This window comes from Archangium sp. (assembly GCF_036388035.1).
GTDB lineage: Bacteria > Myxococcota > Myxococcia > Myxococcales > Myxococcaceae > Archangium.
In genome coordinates this window covers 1-16977 of sequence record NZ_DASVSO010000596.1, presented here as the reverse complement: position 1 = coordinate 16977, position 16977 = coordinate 1, and the positions used below count along the sequence as shown (strand labels likewise).

At 70.3% G+C, this 16977-nt stretch carries 11 protein-coding genes, 1 pseudogene and 1 riboswitch; of the genes and pseudogenes, 8 read left to right on the top strand and 4 right to left on the bottom strand.

Annotated elements, in window-relative coordinates; translation table 11 throughout:
- The first annotated feature begins 147 nt into the window (after nucleotides 1-147).
- Nucleotides 148-762 (top strand): 3-oxoacid CoA-transferase subunit B, encoded by a 615-nt coding sequence (locus tag VF697_RS24340; RefSeq protein ID WP_331098918.1) that lies wholly within the window; start codon nucleotides 148-150, stop codon nucleotides 760-762.
- Nucleotides 763-996: 234 nt separating this feature from the next.
- A complete protein-coding gene (locus VF697_RS24335; protein WP_331098916.1) occupies nucleotides 997-2703 on the top strand; it encodes a lamin tail domain-containing protein in 1707 nt (568 codons plus the stop codon).
- 55 nt (nucleotides 2704-2758) lie between these two features.
- On the opposite strand, the gene VF697_RS24330 is transcribed toward VF697_RS24335, so the two are convergent.
- Complete coding sequence (locus VF697_RS24330) at nucleotides 2759-5959, bottom strand: fused MFS/spermidine synthase (protein ID WP_331098914.1); 3201 nt, start codon at nucleotides 5957-5959, stop codon at nucleotides 2759-2761.
- 226 nt (nucleotides 5960-6185) lie between these two features.
- Between VF697_RS24330 and VF697_RS24325 the strand changes: the two genes are divergently transcribed.
- Complete coding sequence (locus tag VF697_RS24325; RefSeq protein ID WP_331098912.1) at nucleotides 6186-6743, top strand: DUF2378 family protein; 558 nt, start codon at nucleotides 6186-6188, stop codon at nucleotides 6741-6743.
- Between the two features lie 118 nt (nucleotides 6744-6861).
- Nucleotides 6862-6932, top strand: a riboswitch (S-adenosyl-L-homocysteine riboswitch).
- Between the two features lie 75 nt (nucleotides 6933-7007).
- Entirely contained in the window at nucleotides 7008-8426 is a 1419-nt protein-coding gene (gene ahcY, locus VF697_RS24320) for an adenosylhomocysteinase (RefSeq protein WP_331098910.1), read from the top strand.
- Between the two features lie 22 nt (nucleotides 8427-8448).
- Here the strand turns inward: ahcY and VF697_RS24315 are convergent, their stop codons facing one another.
- Entirely contained in the window at nucleotides 8449-9072 is a 624-nt protein-coding gene (locus VF697_RS24315) for a peptidylprolyl isomerase (RefSeq protein ID WP_331098908.1), read from the bottom strand.
- Nucleotides 9073-9187: 115 nt separating this feature from the next.
- Here VF697_RS24315 and VF697_RS24310 point away from each other — a divergent pair, with 115 nt between their 5' ends.
- From VF697_RS24310 to VF697_RS24295, 4 genes are all read left to right on the top strand, one after another.
- Entirely contained in the window at nucleotides 9188-12592 is a 3405-nt protein-coding gene (locus tag VF697_RS24310; RefSeq protein ID WP_331098906.1) for an RCC1 domain-containing protein, read from the top strand.
- Between the two features lie 157 nt (nucleotides 12593-12749).
- Complete coding sequence (locus VF697_RS24305; RefSeq protein WP_331098904.1) at nucleotides 12750-13799, top strand: prenyltransferase/squalene oxidase repeat-containing protein; 1050 nt, start codon at nucleotides 12750-12752, stop codon at nucleotides 13797-13799.
- A gap of 451 nt (nucleotides 13800-14250) precedes the next feature.
- Complete coding sequence (locus VF697_RS24300; RefSeq protein ID WP_331098902.1) at nucleotides 14251-15387, top strand: hypothetical protein; 1137 nt, start codon at nucleotides 14251-14253, stop codon at nucleotides 15385-15387.
- Nucleotides 15388-15478: 91 nt separating this feature from the next.
- On the top strand, nucleotides 15479-16099 hold the full coding sequence (locus VF697_RS24295; RefSeq protein WP_331098900.1) for a TIGR02265 family protein: 621 nt from the start codon (nucleotides 15479-15481) through the stop codon (nucleotides 16097-16099).
- Nucleotides 16100-16117: 18 nt separating this feature from the next.
- On the opposite strand, the gene VF697_RS24290 is transcribed toward VF697_RS24295, so the two are convergent.
- The gene (locus tag VF697_RS24290; protein ID WP_331098898.1) at nucleotides 16118-16690 is read right to left on the bottom strand and encodes a hypothetical protein; all 573 of its coding nucleotides are present in this window, start codon (nucleotides 16688-16690) and stop codon (nucleotides 16118-16120) included.
- A 140-nt stretch (nucleotides 16691-16830) separates the two neighbouring features.
- Nucleotides 16831-16977: pseudogene (locus VF697_RS43560) on the bottom strand (histidine kinase); the annotation flags it as partial.

The window sequence follows — 16977 nt, the reverse complement described above, 5'->3', positions numbered from 1 at the left end:
GTGGGTGAGCTCCAGCCCGATGAAATCCACACGCCGGGCATCTTCGTGGATCGCATCATCCAGGGGGCCCGCTACGAGAAGCGCATCGAGTTCCGCACCGTGCAGGGCGCGGCCGCGTCCAAGAAGGATTCTCCCATCCGCGAACAGATGGCCAGGCGCGCCGCGCAGGAGCTGCGCGACGGCTACTACGTCAACCTCGGCATCGGCATTCCCACGCTGGTCGCGAACCACATCCCGCCGGGCATCAACGTCACGCTGCAGTCGGAGAACGGCCTGCTGGGCATCGGCCCCTTCCCGACCGAGGACGAGGTGGATGCCGACCTCATCAACGCTGGCAAGCAGACCATCACCACGCGACCGGGCTCGAGCTTCTTTTCCAGCGCGGACTCGTTCGGGATGATCCGCGGTGGGCACGTGGATCTCTCGATCCTGGGTGGCCTGGAAGTGGCCGAGAATGGCGACCTCGCCAACTGGATGGTGCCGGGCAAGATGGTGAAGGGGCCCGGTGGCGCGATGGATCTGGTGTCCGGCGTGAAGCGCGTGGTGGTGCTGATGGAGCACACCGCGAAGGGCGCGTCGAAGGTCCTCAAGCGGTGCACGCTGCCCATCACCGGCCAGGGCGTGGTCAACCTGCTGATCACGGACCTGTGCGTGTTCGAACTCGTCCCGGGACAGGGGCTGGTGCTCAAGGAGCTGCACCCTGGCGTCACGCTGGACGAGGTGAAGGCGAAGACGGAGGCCGCGTTCCGGGTGGCCCTCTGAGCGGAGGGGTTCAACGGACCCGAGGCCTCCGTATCTCCCGGAAAGGACTCCACTTTCCGGGAACGGCGTCAAGAGGGATGGATTTTTCGCGCGGTAACGCAACGAAGCCCTGACTATCGGCGATAATCCGGATTGGTGGAGCAGGCCCGCGCCTGCCTCACCAGGAGACGTGGTGTCTCCACCGTCCCTCCCTCACGGCTCCGGGTCCCCGGAGCAGGACTCGACATCGTGCGAATGACAGAAACCTCCTCGAGGCACACGCTCCTCGACCGCCGGCTGCTGGCGGCCGTGCTCTCCCTGATGCTCGCGGCGTGCGGTGGCATGCCGCAGGACGGGATGGGCGATGACTCCCTGGACACCCAGGAGGCCTCGCTGACGAGCGTCCGGGTGCGCCTGATGGCCGCCAACACCACCAGCGGCACCCTGCAGAGCTATGACCCGGGCCACGGCATCCGCATCTTCCAGGGCACCGACCCGGACGTGGTGATGATCCAGGAGTTCAACTACGGGGACAACTCGGCCGCGGCCATCCGGGGCTTCGTCGACACCGCGTTCGGCACGGGCTTCCACTACTACCGCGAGGGCGCCGCGCAGATCCCCAACGGCGTCATCAGCCGCTGGCCCATCATCGCCGCGGGGGAGTGGGACGACAACCAGGTCACCAACCGCGACTTCGCGTGGGCCCGCATCGACGTGCCGGGACCGAAGGACCTCTGGGTGGTGAGCGTGCACCTGCTCACCTCCAGCAGCAGCGTGCGCAACACCGAGGCGACCAACCTGGTCAACTTCATCAAGGCCAACGTCCCCACCGGCGACTACCTGGCCATCGGTGGTGACTTCAACACCAGCAGCCGCACCGAGGCCGCCTTCAGCACCTTCTCCCAGGTGGTGACCACGGCCGCCCCCTACCCGGCGGACCGCAACGGCAACACCAACACCAACGCGAGCCGCGCCAGCCCGTACGATCACGTCCTCGTCGACAGCGATCTGCGCGCCTACCAGACGGCGACGGTCATCGGCGCCAGCTCCTTCGCCGCGGGCCTGGTGGCGGACACCCGCGTGTACTCGCCCATCTCGGAGATCTCCCCCGCGCTGAGCGCCGACAGCGGCGCCTCCAGCATGCAGCACATGGCCGTCATCAAGGACTTCCTCATCCCCGCGGACACCGTCACCGCGAGCGTCACGGTGAGCTCGCCCAACGGCGGCGAGAGCTGGGCGGCCGGCAGCCCCCAGAGCATCTCCTGGACGGCCTCGGGCGTGACGAACGTGAAGCTCGAGTACACGCTCGATGGCACCACCTGGACCACCATCACCTCCAGCTTCTCGGCCTCCACGGGCTTCTACGGCTGGACGGTCCCGAGCAGCGCCTCCACCGCCGCCCGGGTGCGCGTGAGCGATGCCTCCAACTCCGCCATCTCCGACACGAGCAACGCGGCCTTCACCATCACCACCGGGAGCGGGGGCGGCGGCACCGCGCAGGTGTTCATCAACGAGGTGCTCGCCAACGAGGCGGGCTCGGACGTGAACGGTGAGTTCGTGGAGCTCGTCAACTCGGGTGGGACGGCCGCGGACCTCTCCGGCTGGACCGTCTCCGACAGCACGGGCGTGCGCCACACCTTCGCCAGCGGCACGAGCCTGCCCGCGGGCGCGGCGATCGTCGTGTTCGGCGGCGCCGCGGGCATTCCCGCGGGCCTGTCCAACGCGGTGGGCGCCTCCACGGGGACGCTGGGCCTGGGCAACAGCGGCGACACCGTGACGGTGAAGAACTCGGCGGGGACGACGGTGAACACCACCACCTATGCCTCGTCGCTCGCCAGCACGGACGGGGTGTCGATGAACCGCGACCCGGATGCCAGCAGCGGCGGCACCTTCGTGCTGCACACCACCCTATCGAGCGCGGCGTCCTCGCCGGGCAAGCGGGTGAGCGGCTCCGCCTTCTGAGCCGCCTCGAAGGGCGTCACCCCACCGGGTGGCGCCCTTCCCCGCCGGGCCACCGCTACGGCACGCCCGTGTCCGAGACCGGGAGCCCGCTCGGGGTCGGCGCCAGGGAGGCCGAGCCCCAGAGGGACGCCGGCTCCTCGGACAGGAAGTTCTCCAGGTCCGCCTGGGCCTGGGCCCGCAGCGGGTGCCCGTTGGCCGTGTAGCAGCGGGCGCGCTCCTCGAGGAAGGGGCGCATCCACGAGGGGTTGGGCTCGAAGGGGGCGAAGGCCTCGACGCACATGCCCGGCGCATCCAGCAGCGTGGCCAGCTCCAGCCGCGCGAACAGGCGCTGATCCCCCATGGCGTTGTTGCTGAAGGGCTTCTCCAGCGCGGCATGGAGGCGACGCCCCAGGGTGGCGTCACGCGCGGCCACCCCCTGGGTGCTCTGCAGGGCCGCCTTGGCCACGGGCCGGAAGCCCCACGGGGCCTCCCTCATGATGGCGAAGGCGCGCTCCAGGGCCTCAGTGGCCTCGACGAGCCGCCCCTGCTGCAGCCGCAGCCGCCCCAGCAGGGCCTCGCTCTCGAAGGGAGCCGTCTCGCGCAGCCGCTCCAGCAGCGGGAGGGCCGCCTCGTCGCCCGTGATGGCCAGCACGTGCGCCAGCACCAGCTGCTCGGCCGGACCCCGCGGCTCCCACTTGCCCACGCCCCACAGCCGCAGGGCCGCCTGCAGGTCGTTCCGGACATAGGCCTCGAGGAAGGCCCGGCGGCGCCGCACGTCCGGGCCCGCCTCCGCCGACAGGGGCGGGAGCGCGGCCCCACTGTCCAGCGTCATCAACATCCGCTCCACCTCCACCTGGTCCCACGCCGCCGTGCCGCGCTCCACCTCGGGCCGATTCGCCTTCAGCCTCAGCGCCGTGGCGTGCAGATCGTTCACGGAGAAGCCCGTCGGCCGCCCCACGCTTCGGGCGAAGGCGAACTCCATGAAGGACAGGTCGTCCGTGTTGACGAGCTCCTCCTGGTCCTCCGCCAGCGCCGCGGCCATCCGGGGTTGCGCCACGAAGTGCGCCAGCACGCCCTCCACCGAGTCGGTCCTCCACGCCACCGCGAGCGCCCGGCGGAAGGGCTCCTGGGCCACGCGCGCGCGCAGGCGCTCCAGATCGTGTCGCAGCGGCGCCTCGGTGGCCACCAGCAGCAGATCCAACGGCACCAGCTGCCACGTCTCCACCGAGGCGAACTCGGTGCCCAGCGTGGCGTAGGCGCTGCGCACCGTCCGCGCATCCACCTCGTAGGCCTGCAGCCACTGCAAGAAGACGCCCCCGGGCGCCAGCCGCCGCTTCACCGCCTGATAGAACTCCCGGGTGAAGAGGCTGGAGATGCCGGCGCGATAGGGGTTGGACGGCTCGGAGAAGATGATGTCGTACGACTCCTTGGAGGCGAGCAGGACCTCCCGGGCGTCACCGGTGAGGACGCGCACCTTGGGGTTGTCCAGCACACGCTCGTTGACGGGCTCACAGCGGCGCGCCACCTCGAGCAGCACGGGCTCGAGCTCCACCACGTCCACCCGCTCCATCTCCGGGATGGCGGCGAGCCAGCCCGCGGTGCTGCCGGTGCCCAGACCGATGACCAGGGCGCGCCGGGGCTTGGGGTGGACGAGCGCGCCGACGAGCCCGCCCATCACCTGCGTGCCCGCGTCGCCGATGCTGTGGCCATCCGCCTTGCCGTTGATCATGAAGGAGAGCCCGTCGCCGCCCACGAGGGCCACGCTGCTCTCCACACCGTCCGCCTCCCAGCTCAGCGAGTGGTGGGTGTCGCCGATCCACTTGCGCAGGCTGTTGATGGAGGCATGGGTCTGGGGGGCTCGCCCGGCGCCGATGCCGCTGTGACGCCAGACGGCCGTGGGCCCGATCGAGAAGAGGAGGAAGACGGCCAGCGCGGCCGAGCCCAGGGGCAGCAGCAGCCGCGAGGGCTGGCGCTCCTCCCGCAGCGACAGGAGCATCGTGCCCACGCCCAGCACCACCAGGAGCGCGGCCACCAGCCGCCAGATGCCGGGCGCGGTGAGCAGCGGAAGCAGGCCGAAGCCACCCGCCAGGGAGCCCACGATGGAGCCCACCGTGTTCCAGGCATAGGCCAGGCCCACCTGGCGTCCCACGTTCTCGCCGCCGCGGCCCAGCAGCGCGAGCAGCAGGGGGAACTGCACTCCGGAGATGAAGGCCGCCGGCAGGACCACCAGCGCCGTCACCACCGTCCAGCTCAGCACCAGACCGCCGAAGCCGAGCGTGGCCAGCGAGCGCAGCATCAACGCCAGCAGCGCCACCCGGTCTCCCAGGGCGAAGGGCACGGCGATGAGCAGCGCCTCCAGCAGACACGTGAGGGCGAAGCCCCGCAGGGTGGCCGGCCGCTGTTGCCCCCACGCGGCGTAGGCGGCGCCGCCCAGGCCGATGCCCGCCAGGGCCACCACGAGGATGAGGCCGAAGGTGAAGGTGGAGCCGCCCAGCAGGGGCCCGAGCATCCGGTACCAGACGATCTCCATCAGGAAGAAGGCGAAGCCCACCAGCGCCGCGGCGCCCAGCACGAAGCCGCGCGGAGGGAGGACGGCCGGCGCCTGGGAGGAGCCAGCGGCGGGCGCCTCGGGAGTCTCGGCGGAGGACTCGGCCTCGGGCAGCGAGCGCGCCACGGTCCGGGCCACCAGCGCCACGAGCGCGTTGAGGAGGCAGGCCAGCCAGAGGGTGGTGCGGGTGCCGAAGACCTCGAAGAGGAAGAAGGTGGAGGCCGCCGCGCCCGCCACCGCACCCAGGGTGTTGAGGCCGTAGAGCACGGCCAGGGCCCGGCGCCGGACGTCATCGGATGACTCGGCCGCTCGGGCCGCCGCCGGCAGGGTGCCGCCCATGAGGAGGGTGGGCCCGGCCAGCACCAGCGCGGAGAGCACCAGCCGCACCACCGTGCCCAGCCCCAGCCCCAGCGCCACCGTGCCCCCCAGTGCCACGTAGAGGGCTCGCGCCAGATCCACCAGCAGCGGCGTCACCGCGGTGGCCGCGCAGATGAGCAGCTCCAGGTTCGCGTAGAGGCCCAGGGGTCGCTTGTCACGATCCGCCCGCGCGCCCAGCAGCGCACCGCCCAACCCCAGCCCGCCCATGAAGATGGCCAGCACCGCGGCGGACGCGGCCGTGGAGGCCCCGAAGATGAGCCGCAACTCTCGTTGCCAGGCGGTCTGGTACACCAGGGCGCAGAACCCCGATCCAAAGAGCAGTGGGGCAATCTTCCAGACGCGAGCGTTCATGGTTCTCGAGGAGAGAGCGAAGGAGTGGGCGCACGGGACGAGCCCGTCACACGGGGAGCTCCCCGCTGCGTGGGGGCGAGATTGAACCAGCCCTCTCCTCCCCTCGCCACGGTTCTGTGGAAAGCGCCGCCCTCCCCGCCGCCGGGCAACCAGGCATGGAAGGCCTTCCGCGAATCGAGGAAAACCGTCATAGCGCGGGCATCCCGCTCCAGCGTATGAACGCCCCATGAGCGGCAGTCCTACCGAGCACCTGGTCTACGGGCATACGATCGACAAGCTCTTCAACGACGTCCTCCGGGACAAGCTGACGCCCGAGCTCCGCGAGGCTCTGCGGCAGAAGGGGCTCGATCTCTCCCAGCCCATCCTCCCCGCCTATCCGCTGCTCGTCTTCGCGGACTGCCTGGAACTCACCGCGCGTCACATCTACCCGCACCTGCCGCTCGAGGCGGGGCTGCGCACGCTGGGCGAGGCGCAGGTCGATGCGTTCCTGCGGACCCTCATCGGCCGGGCCACGTTCTCCCTGCTGAAGATGCTCGGGCCCCGAAGGGCGTTCGAGCGCATCACCTCCATCTGGCGCAATGGCAACAACTTCGTGCAGGCCCGGGTCCGCGAGGTCTCCCGCGACACGCTCGAGGTGTGGGTCAATGAGGTCGGCCGTCAGCCCGACTCCATCCTCGGCATCCTCCAGGGCGCCCTCTGGCACCTCACCGGCAAGTCGCATCACGTGAGGATGGAGCACTACGACGGCCACGCCTGCACCTACGTCATCAAGCTCAACGGCTAGCGGGCCCCCCGCCCCGCGCCCCCCCGCTCGCTCGGGCTGGCACCCGGCGGCCAACGCGCCGCGAAGCCCCTCCCTTGAGATCCTTTGCGCGGCCGGACCCGGCCATGTAGGGTTCGCGCCACCTGAGGAGCGCTGCAACGGGAGTCCTCTCCCGCCAGGCTCAGGTTCCTGCAACGGCGCTCGCTGACTCGTGGCTGGAAGCACGGGAGGCGAGCCAGCGGGCCCGCCCCTCGTCCTCCAGCCCCTGCCATTCAGGAGCAAGGCATGAGGGCTGTAACCGATCTGAACAAGTTCACCGACTACCGGGTCGCCGACATCAAGCTGGCCGACTGGGGCCGCAAGGAGATCGCCATCGCCGAGACCGAGATGCCCGGTCTCATGGCCATCCGCGACGAGTTCGCCAAGACGCAGCCCCTCAAGGGCGCGCGCATCGCCGGCTCGCTCCACATGACGATCCAGACCGCGGTGCTCATCCAGACGCTGGAGGCCATCGGCGCGGAGATCCGCTGGGCGTCGTGCAACATCTTCTCCACCCAGGACCACGCCGCGGCCGCCATCGCCGCGGGCGGCACCCCCGTGTTCGCCTACAAGGGCGAGACGCTCGAGGAGTACTGGGAGTACACCCACCGCATCTTCGACTGGGCCGACGGCGGCACGCCCAACATGATCCTCGATGACGGTGGCGACGCCACGCTGCTCATCCACCTGGGCACCCGCGCCGAGACGGATCCCTCCGTGCTGGCCAACCCCGGCAGCGAGGAGGAGACGGTGCTCTTCGCCGCCATCAAGAAGCAGCTGGCGGCCAAGCCGGGCTGGTACTCGAAGATCCTCAAGAACATCCAGGGCGTCACCGAGGAGACCACCACGGGCGTGCACCGCCTGTACCAGATGGCCAAGGAGGGGAAGCTGAAGTTCCCGGCCATCAACGTCAACGACTCGGTCACCAAGTCCAAGTTCGACAACATCTACGGCTGCCGCGAGTCCCTGGTGGACGGCATCAAGCGCGCCACCGACGTGATGATCGCCGGCAAGGTGGCCGTGGTCGCGGGCTACGGTGAGGTGGGCAAGGGCTCGGCGCAGGCGCTGCGCGGCCTGCAGGCCCAGGTGTGGGTCACCGAGATCGATCCCATCTGCGCGCTCCAGGCGGCCATGGAGGGCTACCGGGTCGTGACCATGGAGTACGCGGCGGACAAGGCCGACATCTTCGTGACCGCCACGGGCAACTACCAGGTCATCACCCACGATCACATGAAGCGGATGAAGAACAACGCGATCGTGTGCAACATCGGCCACTTCGACAACGAGATCGATGTGGCGGGCCTCAAGCAGTACAAGTGGGAGAACATCAAGCCGCAGGTGGACCACATCATCTTCCCGGACAACAAGCGCATCATCCTGTTGGCCGAGGGGCGTCTGGTGAACCTGGGCTGCGGCACCGGTCACCCGAGCTACGTGATGAGCTCCTCCTTCGCCAACCAGGTGCTGGCGCAGGTGGAGATCTTCGCCAACCCCGGCAAGTACAAGCCGGGCGTGTACATGCTGCCGCGTCACCTGGATGAGAAGGTGGCCCGCCTGCAGCTCACCAAGCTCGGCGCGATGCTCACCGAGCTCACCCCGGATCAGGCCAAGTACATCGGCGTGCCCACGGAAGGGCCGTACAAGAGCGACCACTACCGCTACTAAGGTAGAGGCCCCGGCGCGCCGCTCACTTCTTGCGAGCGGCGCGCTGGATCTTGATCGGCGGAGTGAGCTTCTGTCCCTCCGCCGGTGCCCGCTGGATGGCGCGGACCACGTCCATCCCCTTCACCACCCGGCCGAAGGCCCCGAAGCCCTGGCCATCCGGGTTGCGCTTGCCGCCCTGGTCCAGCTCGGGCTGGTCCCCAATGCAGATGAAGAAGTCGGACCGGGCGCTGTCGGGCGTGTCGCGCGCCATCGAGAGCGTGCCGTCCTTGTGCTCGAGCCCGGTCACGCTCGTGCGCTCGAGCGGAATCGGCGCGCGCTCCTCGGCCTGACGGGCCGGGTTGATGCCGCCCTGGATGACCTCGATCTTCACCGGGTTGTTCGGCTGGTTGTCGGGCGCGAGCTTCACCGTGCGGTGGAACACCCCGCCCTCGAAGAGGCCGGCGTCCACGTAGGCGAGGAAGTTGCGCACCGTCGTCGGCGCGCGGGACTCGTCCAGCTCCAGCTCGATCTCCCCCTTCTCCGTCTGGAGCACCACCCGTACGGGTTTGGCGGCCTCCGGTTTCGCGTCCTTCTTCGGCGCGGCGGCGAGGGCCACGGGGGCGAGGATGAGCAGCACCGCGAGACAGGCGAACTGAATCATTTTCATGAGGCTCTCCGAAGCAGCGGGGGGGGCGAGCGTACCCCCACGGTTTCAAAACCCATCTCCAGAAGTACCCGTTAGGCTTCTGCCTCGCTGACGGATGACCTCGCGGAGGGGGATCATGAGCACGAGGACGAAGGCACTCTGTCTCGGCCTGCTGGCGGGACTGTGGCTGGTGGCGGCGGGTTGCAGTCGCCCGGAGGAGGAGTCCAGCGGTTCGGTGCTGGTGTGGGGGACGCTCCAGGAGGGCTCGGCCTCTCCGAGCGGTGTCACCCGGGTGAGGATGACGGTGAGCGCACCGGGCATGCACTCGCGCACCCTGAACCTCGTCCGGAAGAACGGGCAGTGGACCACGACCGTCTCCGGACTGGCCGTGGGCCCCGTCCATACCTTTTCGGCGGAGGCCTTCGATTCCACGGGCACCCCGCGCTACGCCGGAGAGGTCACGGGCATCACCCGCGCCGATGACCGAGTCACCGTGGTCTCCCTCTCCCTCCAGGAGGTGAATCCCCCGCCCCCCTCGTCGAACGAGGCGCCCGTGCTCACCTCGCTCGTGGCCGGACCCGGCTCCGTGGCTCCGGGAGGAACGCTCCCCCTGGTGGCCACGGCCCAGGATGCCAACCCGGGCGACTCCCTCACCTACGCCTGGACGGCTTCCGCGGGCACCTTCTCGTCGACCTCGAGTGGCTCCACCACCTGGACGGCACCGGCGGACACGGATCGCGCCACCCTCACGCTCACGGTCACGGACTCCCAGGGTGCCTCGCTCACCGTCAGCCTCACCGTCCCCGTGAACGCGAGTGCGGGAAGCCGCACCGCGGGCTTCACCCTCAACCACTGGCCCCAGGTGAAGGCGCTCTCCTCCTGGCCCTCGCCCCTGGCAGGGGGAGAGACCGCCACGGCGGAGGCCCTCGCCGTCGACGAGGAGGGGGACCCGCTCAGCTACCAGTGGGACGCGGGTTGCGCGGGCACCTGGACGAATCGCACCTCCGCCACCGCCCAGTTCACCCCCACCGTCCGGCCCGAGGGCTCCACCTGTCTCCCCTGCCCCCTCACCGTCATCGTGGCGGATGGGCGGGGAGGCCAGAGTCCTCGCACCCTGCCCCTCTGCATCCAACCGCCCCCGCCCGCCCCGGTCATCGTGGAGACCTTCCAGTCCGCCCCCTCGACCCGGGGCGGCGCCCCCATCACCCTGCGGGCGAGGGCCGAGGATCCCAAGGGCAGTGCCCTCTCCTTCTCCTGGGAGAGCACGACGGGCACCCTGGGAACCCCCGTCACGGGCACGCACGGCAGTGAGCTCGTCTGGGCGCCTCCCTCGACGTGCGCGCGCGCGGATCTCCTCCCCGCCGCCATCACCCTCACCGTCACCAATGCCGAGGGGCTGTCCACCCCCGTCACCTTCACCGTGAAGGGAGTCCCCCCGTGCACGCCCTTCTGGAAGTCCCTCAGCGTCAGAAGGAACCGGTCCCTGGCCGTGGATGCGGATGGACTGGTCTGGGAGTGGGGCGAGGCCTCGCCCACGGACGTCACGTCGACCGAGCGCAGGACACCCGTGGCGCGCAAGGACCTGCACGAGGTCGTGGCCGCGGCCCTCGGGGATTTTCACACCCTGGCGGTGAAGTCGGACGGCACCGTCTGGGCCTGGGGCCACGGCGGCCTTGGCCGGCTCGGCGACGGAATGACTCTCGATCGCACCTCGCCCGTGCAGGTGCTCGAGCTCACCGAGGTGGGAGCCGTGGCCGCCGGGCAGCACCACTCGCTGGCGCTGAAGAAGGACGGCACCGTCTGGGCCTGGGGCAGCAACGCAGCCGGTGTGCTCGGCGAGGGAACGAGTGTCCTTCAGCGCCTCATGCCCGTGCAGGTGGCTGGCCTCAGCGGGGTGGTGGCCATCGCGGCCGGGACGGGCTTCTCACTGGCCTTGAAGTCGGATGGCACCGTCTGGGCCTGGGGCGACAACAAATTCAACCAGCTCGGCCTCGGCAATACGGTGTTGGAGCGCCGCACGCCCGTGCGGGTGGACTCCCTCTCCGGGGCGGTGGTGGCCCTTGCCACCGGGAACAATCACACGCTGGCGCTGAAGTCGGACGGCACCGTCTGGGCTTGGGGCCAGGGCAGCGCTGGCCAGCTCGGCGACGGAACGCCGCTCTACAGCAAGCTGCCCGTGCAGGTGGCCCACCTCTCCGCGGTGGTAGCCGTGGCCGCCGGGAACAGCCACTCCTTGGCGGTGAAGTCGGACGGTACCGTCTGGGCCTGGGGCGACAACCACAGGGGCCAGCTCGGCGAGGGGACGAATACCCAGCACACGACACCCGTGCGGGTGGCGGACGTCGGCGGGGCGGTGGCCGTGGCCGCCGGGTCGTGGACCTCGCTGGCGGTGAAGTTGGACGGCACCCTCCAGGCCTGGGGCGACAACCTCTACGGGCAGCTCGGGAATGGGAAGCCGATCGGCCGCGCCGCGCCCGCCCAGGTCGCCGGCCTCTCCGGGGTGCGGACCCTCACCGTCGAGGCCCGAAACGCGTTGGCGGTAAAGTCGGACGGCACCGTCTGGGCCTGGGGCGACAACTCCTTCGGCCAGCTCGGTGACGGGACGACGACCACCCGCGCCAGTCCCGTCCAGGTCGCTGGCCTCGGCGGAGTCGTGGCCACCGGGCTCGGGGAGATGTTCTCGTTGGCGCTGAAGTCGGACGGCACCGTCTGGACCTGGGGCTTCAGACTCCAGAACACCGGGCCGACTCCCTCCGGGACGACCCCCGTGCAGGTCACGGACTTCGGAGGAGTGATGGCCATCTCCGCCGGCCGCCGCCACGCGTTGGCGCTGAAAAAGGATGGCACCGTCTGGGCCTGGGGCAACAACGAACACGGCGTGCTCGGCGACGGGACGACGACCTTCCGAGCAACTCCCGTGCAGGTCCAAGGACTCACGGAGGTCACGGCCATCGCCTCCGGGGGGGACCACGGATTGGCGCTGAAGAGGGATGGCACCGTCTGGGCCTGGGGCAACAACAACGCTGGCCAGCTCGGCGACGGGACGACGACCCTCCGCACCACGCTCGTCCAGGTGGAGGGGCTCTCCTCCGTGGTGGCCATCTCCACGGGGTTGGACTGCTCGCTGGCCTTGAAGTCGGACGGTACTGTCTGGGCCTGGGGCGACAACGCTTTCGGCCAGCTCGGCGACGGGACGACGACCCGACGAACGACCCCTGTCCCGGTGACAGCACTCACGGGGGTGGTAGCCATCCCCCAGGGTGGCTCCATGCTGGCGGTGACGTCGGATGGCACGTTCTGGCGCTGGGGCGGCACTCGGCCCGGTGGGAGTCCAACGGACTACCGCACGACGCCCGAGCGGGTGACGAGCCTCCCCGGGACACGCGCCCTGGCCCTCCTCGCGGACCACACCCTGGTCCTGAACTTGGATGGCACCGTCTGGACCTGGGGCCGCAGTGAGCATGGCCAGCTCGGCGATGGCATCCGCGCCTTCGAGCTGACTCCCACCCCGGCCGTCCTGAGCGCGTACACCGACGGGTAGCGCCCATTCGACATCCGGCGCCACGGCTCGAAGGCGAACCGGTGCCGCATGTCATTGTCACGACACGGACGAGGCCCACCGCCTCCGGGGTGGCATGTCATAGTCCCGCGCATCATCGGGAGGACGGATGCGGGCAGATGCGCGACAGCGGGAGGCCTTGAGGGCAACCATCACCGAGGCTCTCGCCAGGGGCAGGCGCTTCCTGGAGGGCGCGCAGACGGCGGACGGGCGCTGGTTGGACTTCCGCTTCCGCTTCGTGACGGGCCGGGACGTCATCGCCTCGCAGTGGGTGACGGCCTACGTGGGCCAGGCCCTCGCGAGGACGGGAGGCGACCCGGCCGCGCTGGCGCGGGCCCGGGACTGGCTGGTGGGCCATGCCCACGCCAGCGGTGGGTGGGGCTTCAGCCTGGCGACGCCCGCGGACGCGGACTCCACCGCCAATGCCGTCCACTTCCTCGCGTACTGGCGCGGCGTGCCCGAGGCGGAGACGGCGCTCTCCGAGGCCTGCGCCCAGTTGCTGCGGTACTGGGATGAAGGCGAGCGCGGTTTCCGCACCTACCTTCCCGCGGAACAGACGTCCCTGAATGGCTGGGAGAGCTACCCGGGCAGCAGCTGGTGCGACGTCCACCTCTCCGTCACCGCGCTGGCGGCCGAGGCGCTGCACGCCTCCGGAGATGCGCGCCACCGCCCCCTCATCGCGGCCTGCGCCCAGGCTGTGCGCGAGCAGCAGTCCCCCGAGGGCTTCTGGGAGGCCTTCTGGTGGCACGGCCGCACCTACGCCACCTTCCACGCGGCGCGGCTGCTCTCCCTGTCAGGCGAGGCGTCCGAGCCGGTGGCGCGCGCCGCTCGCTGGCTGCGGGGCGCGCAGCAAGAGACGGGGGGCTGGGGCAATGGCACCGGCGGTGAGGCCGCGCCCTTCCACACCGCGCTCGCCCTCGCCACGCTGCTGCTCCATGAAGGACTCGCCCACCCCGCGCCTTCCCTCCTCGCCGGGCTCCAGTGGCTGTTGGATGTGCAACAACCGGATGGCGGCTGGGTCAACGTCCCCATCATGCGGATGCCGCGCCCCCAGGTGCACGCGCCCTGGAATGATCCAGAGGGGTGTCTGCTTCTACCCGTGCTCACGGATCGCAACCGGCTCTTCACCACCGCCACCGTGGTGAGCGCACTGGCGGACGTCCACGAGGCCCTGCGGCAGAGCGTGTGAGGCTGGGATTTCGAGGAAAAGGCTTTCATCCCATGGGTATTTTCTCCCAGGCCTGAAGGCACAAGGAAAACATACGGCGGCTCAATGCAATTCATTGCTTTTTGTCATGTCTTTCTCTTAGTCTGGCCATCGGCGTCGGTCGGGAGGGGAGATTCCTACCACCCACGCACCCGGTGCCGGATGACCCGGCCTGGGTATTCCAATACCCATACGAGGAGGGGGAAGCACATGACCAACGAGCAGACCACCCAGGACGTGGAGAAGAACCTCACCGAGATGAGCGATGAGGCGCTCGACAACCTCGTCTCCGGCGCGCAGGAGCTGAGCAAGTCTCAGTCCTGGTAGTCAGAAGCCGGGCCACGGGTCCTGGTACCTACGGGCGGGCGCGCATCCAGCGTCCGCTCGTCTTTTTTTGGAGCACCCACCGGTGGCGAGTCCGTGAGGGGACACCATGGCGCATGCACTGGATGAGTACCTGAAGCTCGCCGAGCCCCATCTCGCGCCCCACCTCGTGTCTCCCGAAGCGCTGGCCCACATCGGGCGGATCGCCCGGATGCTGCCGCCCGTCTCCGCCTCCGGCTTCGAGTGCCGGCTCGGACAGCCGGAGGCCCTGGCCGACTTCGGCGTCCGCCTCATCGCCACCGACGGCAGTCGGGCCGTGCTGGCCGGGCGCGAGGGCGCGGACTTCACCCTGCCCTCCTCGCTGCGAGCCGACCCCCTCTGGGAGCGCCTGCGTCGCTTCGGCGCGCGCTGGGACGAGCCGGGGACGCTGTTGCGCGAGGAGATCCGCGACGTCTTCCTGGAGTTCGACGTCGTCGACGCCCCTCCCCCGGTGCCCATCCCCTCCTTCTTCATCGAGTACGTCGACGCGGCCCACCGCCGGCTGGAGGCGATGGAGGAGTCCCTGGCGCTGCTGTGGGGCGAGCCGCTCGCGCCCGCCGTCCGGGAGCGGGTGGTGGCCTGCCTCGAGGCGCTGCCCCCCGGGGCCCGGGTGTCCGCGGTGGGCGCCATGTTCTCCCGCCGCTTCGACGGGGTGCGGCTGTGCTTCCATGGGCTGAGCGCGGACACGCTGCCCGACTACCTGGGCCGCATCGGCTGGCCCGGAGACCGCGCCGAGCTGGAGGCAATGCTCGCCGGGGTGGCCGACAAGGTGGAGCGGCTGGTGCTGTGCCTCGACGTGGGCGCGACCGTCCTGCCCAAGGTGGGCGTGGAGTGCCACCAGGCGGAGAGCCTGCAGGAGCCCGACGCCGCACGGTGGTCCCGGCTGTTGGAGCAGCTCGTCACGCAGGGGCTGTGTCTGCCGGCCAAGCGCGAGGCCCTGCTGGGCTGGCTGGGCAACACCCATGCCCGCTCCCACCCCGAGTCCCTCCCCGGCAACCTGCGAGCGCGCTGCGAGGTGATGGGCCCCCAGGCCCTCCCCGTCTTCATGCGGCGCATCAACCACCTCAAGCTCGTCCACTCGCCAGGCCAGCGCCCGGAGGCCAAGGCCTACTTCGTCCTGCTCCAGCGGTGGCTGGGCTACGACGGGCGGCACAAGCGCTACGTTTTCGGGGATTTCGACGAGGTCCGGGACGCACTCCGCGGTTGAGCCCCCCGGGGCCCCTCCCCCGGGCGGGGGGCATGGCCAAGGGTGTTTCAGAGCGGGTACACTCTTCTGCTCGCACGGGAGACGTCAGCGGATGAGTGGTGGGCAACCCCCCGGGGAAGGAGCGTCCAGCCTGGGCACGGAGCTGGAGTTGCAGCGGCGGCTGGCCCTGACAACCCCGGCGGACACCGTGCGAGGGTTGTCCTTCCACACCGTGTTGGAAGCGCTCCGGGCGGATCTCGGGGAGGAGGCGGTGGAGCAGTGCCTCGCGCCGCGCGTGGAGAAGGTCTACCGCAGCTTCTTCTCCTACCCCGTCAGCGAGTACCTCCACGTGCTGTACACCGCGGCGTGGATGCTCAGCGGGAAGCACGGCGGCTTCGAGGACGCCGTCCGGCGCATCGGGGCGGGGCTGGCCCCCGGCTTCCTCTCCTCCGTCGTGGGCCGGGCGTACCTGCTGCTGGCCAAGGAGGGGCCCAAGCAGCTCATCAGCAACATGCCGGTGGCCTTCAAGGCCACGGCGAGCTTTGGCGAGTCCCGCGTGACGTGGACGGGACCGAAGAGCGGCGTCTTCACCTCGAAGAAGGACTTCCTGCTCTACCTCAACCACGAGGGGGGGATGCTGGGCCTGTTCCGGGCGCTGGGCCTGCAGGGCGCGCGGGTGCGCGGCCGGCAGACGGGACCCCTCGAGAACGAGGTGGAGTTCTCCTGGGAGTGAGGCCCCGCGCCCGCGGCCTCACGGCCCGGCAGCGGGCTCGGCGAAGTAGCTCCGCTCGCGGCGGTTGCCGGAGCTGGCCTGACGCAGGGGGGCCCACTCCCGCCGCGGGTGCTTCACCCGGGGAGGCGTCCCTCGGCGCTCGACGGCGTAGGACTGCTCCTGGGCGCGCGCCGCCAGGTGCGCCGCCAGGCACTCCGCGTGGGCCTCGAGGGGCAGCACGCAGTGGTCGAACCGGTTGCCCTGCCCGTCCTGGCGGATGACGGCCCAGCCCTCCAGCGGGAGGAACTGCTCCGCGTCGAGCCGCCACGTCACCGCGTCGGTGCCGAGCTCCAGGTGCGCGAGCGCGTGCTCGACCTCCAGGTGCTCCAGCCGCACGGAGGCCTCTTGCGAGGCACGCTCGTAGTCCACGAGCAGCTCGAGGCCGCAGTCACAGCGGAAGCCCCACTGGTACACGCGGCCCGCCGCCCCCTCCTCGTCGCGCGCGTGCGGAGCCCCGAGGCTCCGGGTGAGCTCGGCCAGCGACACCTTCACCGTGAAGGAAGGGCGCTCGGAAGACCAGAGGACGGGACGGCTCGGAGGAAGTGGCTGCATGGGCGTGCTCCTGGGCGGGGAGTGGGTTCCCTTGAGGATAGGCACGACCAGGCAAGCGTCTTCCCCTCGCGGCACCAAGTGCCCGGAACAGCACGAAGTCCGCCGCGCACAGCGTTCACTGGCTACTGGCGGGCGTTGTCCTACCCGGCGAGCAGGGTCTGCCGCGGCTGCACCTCTTCGACGGCCGCGGGCAGCGTGAGGGTGATGAGCGTCCCCCGGCCCTCGCGGCTCTCCGCGCGCAGCGTGCCGCCCAGGCTCGACACGATGGCGTGGCTCACCGACAGCCC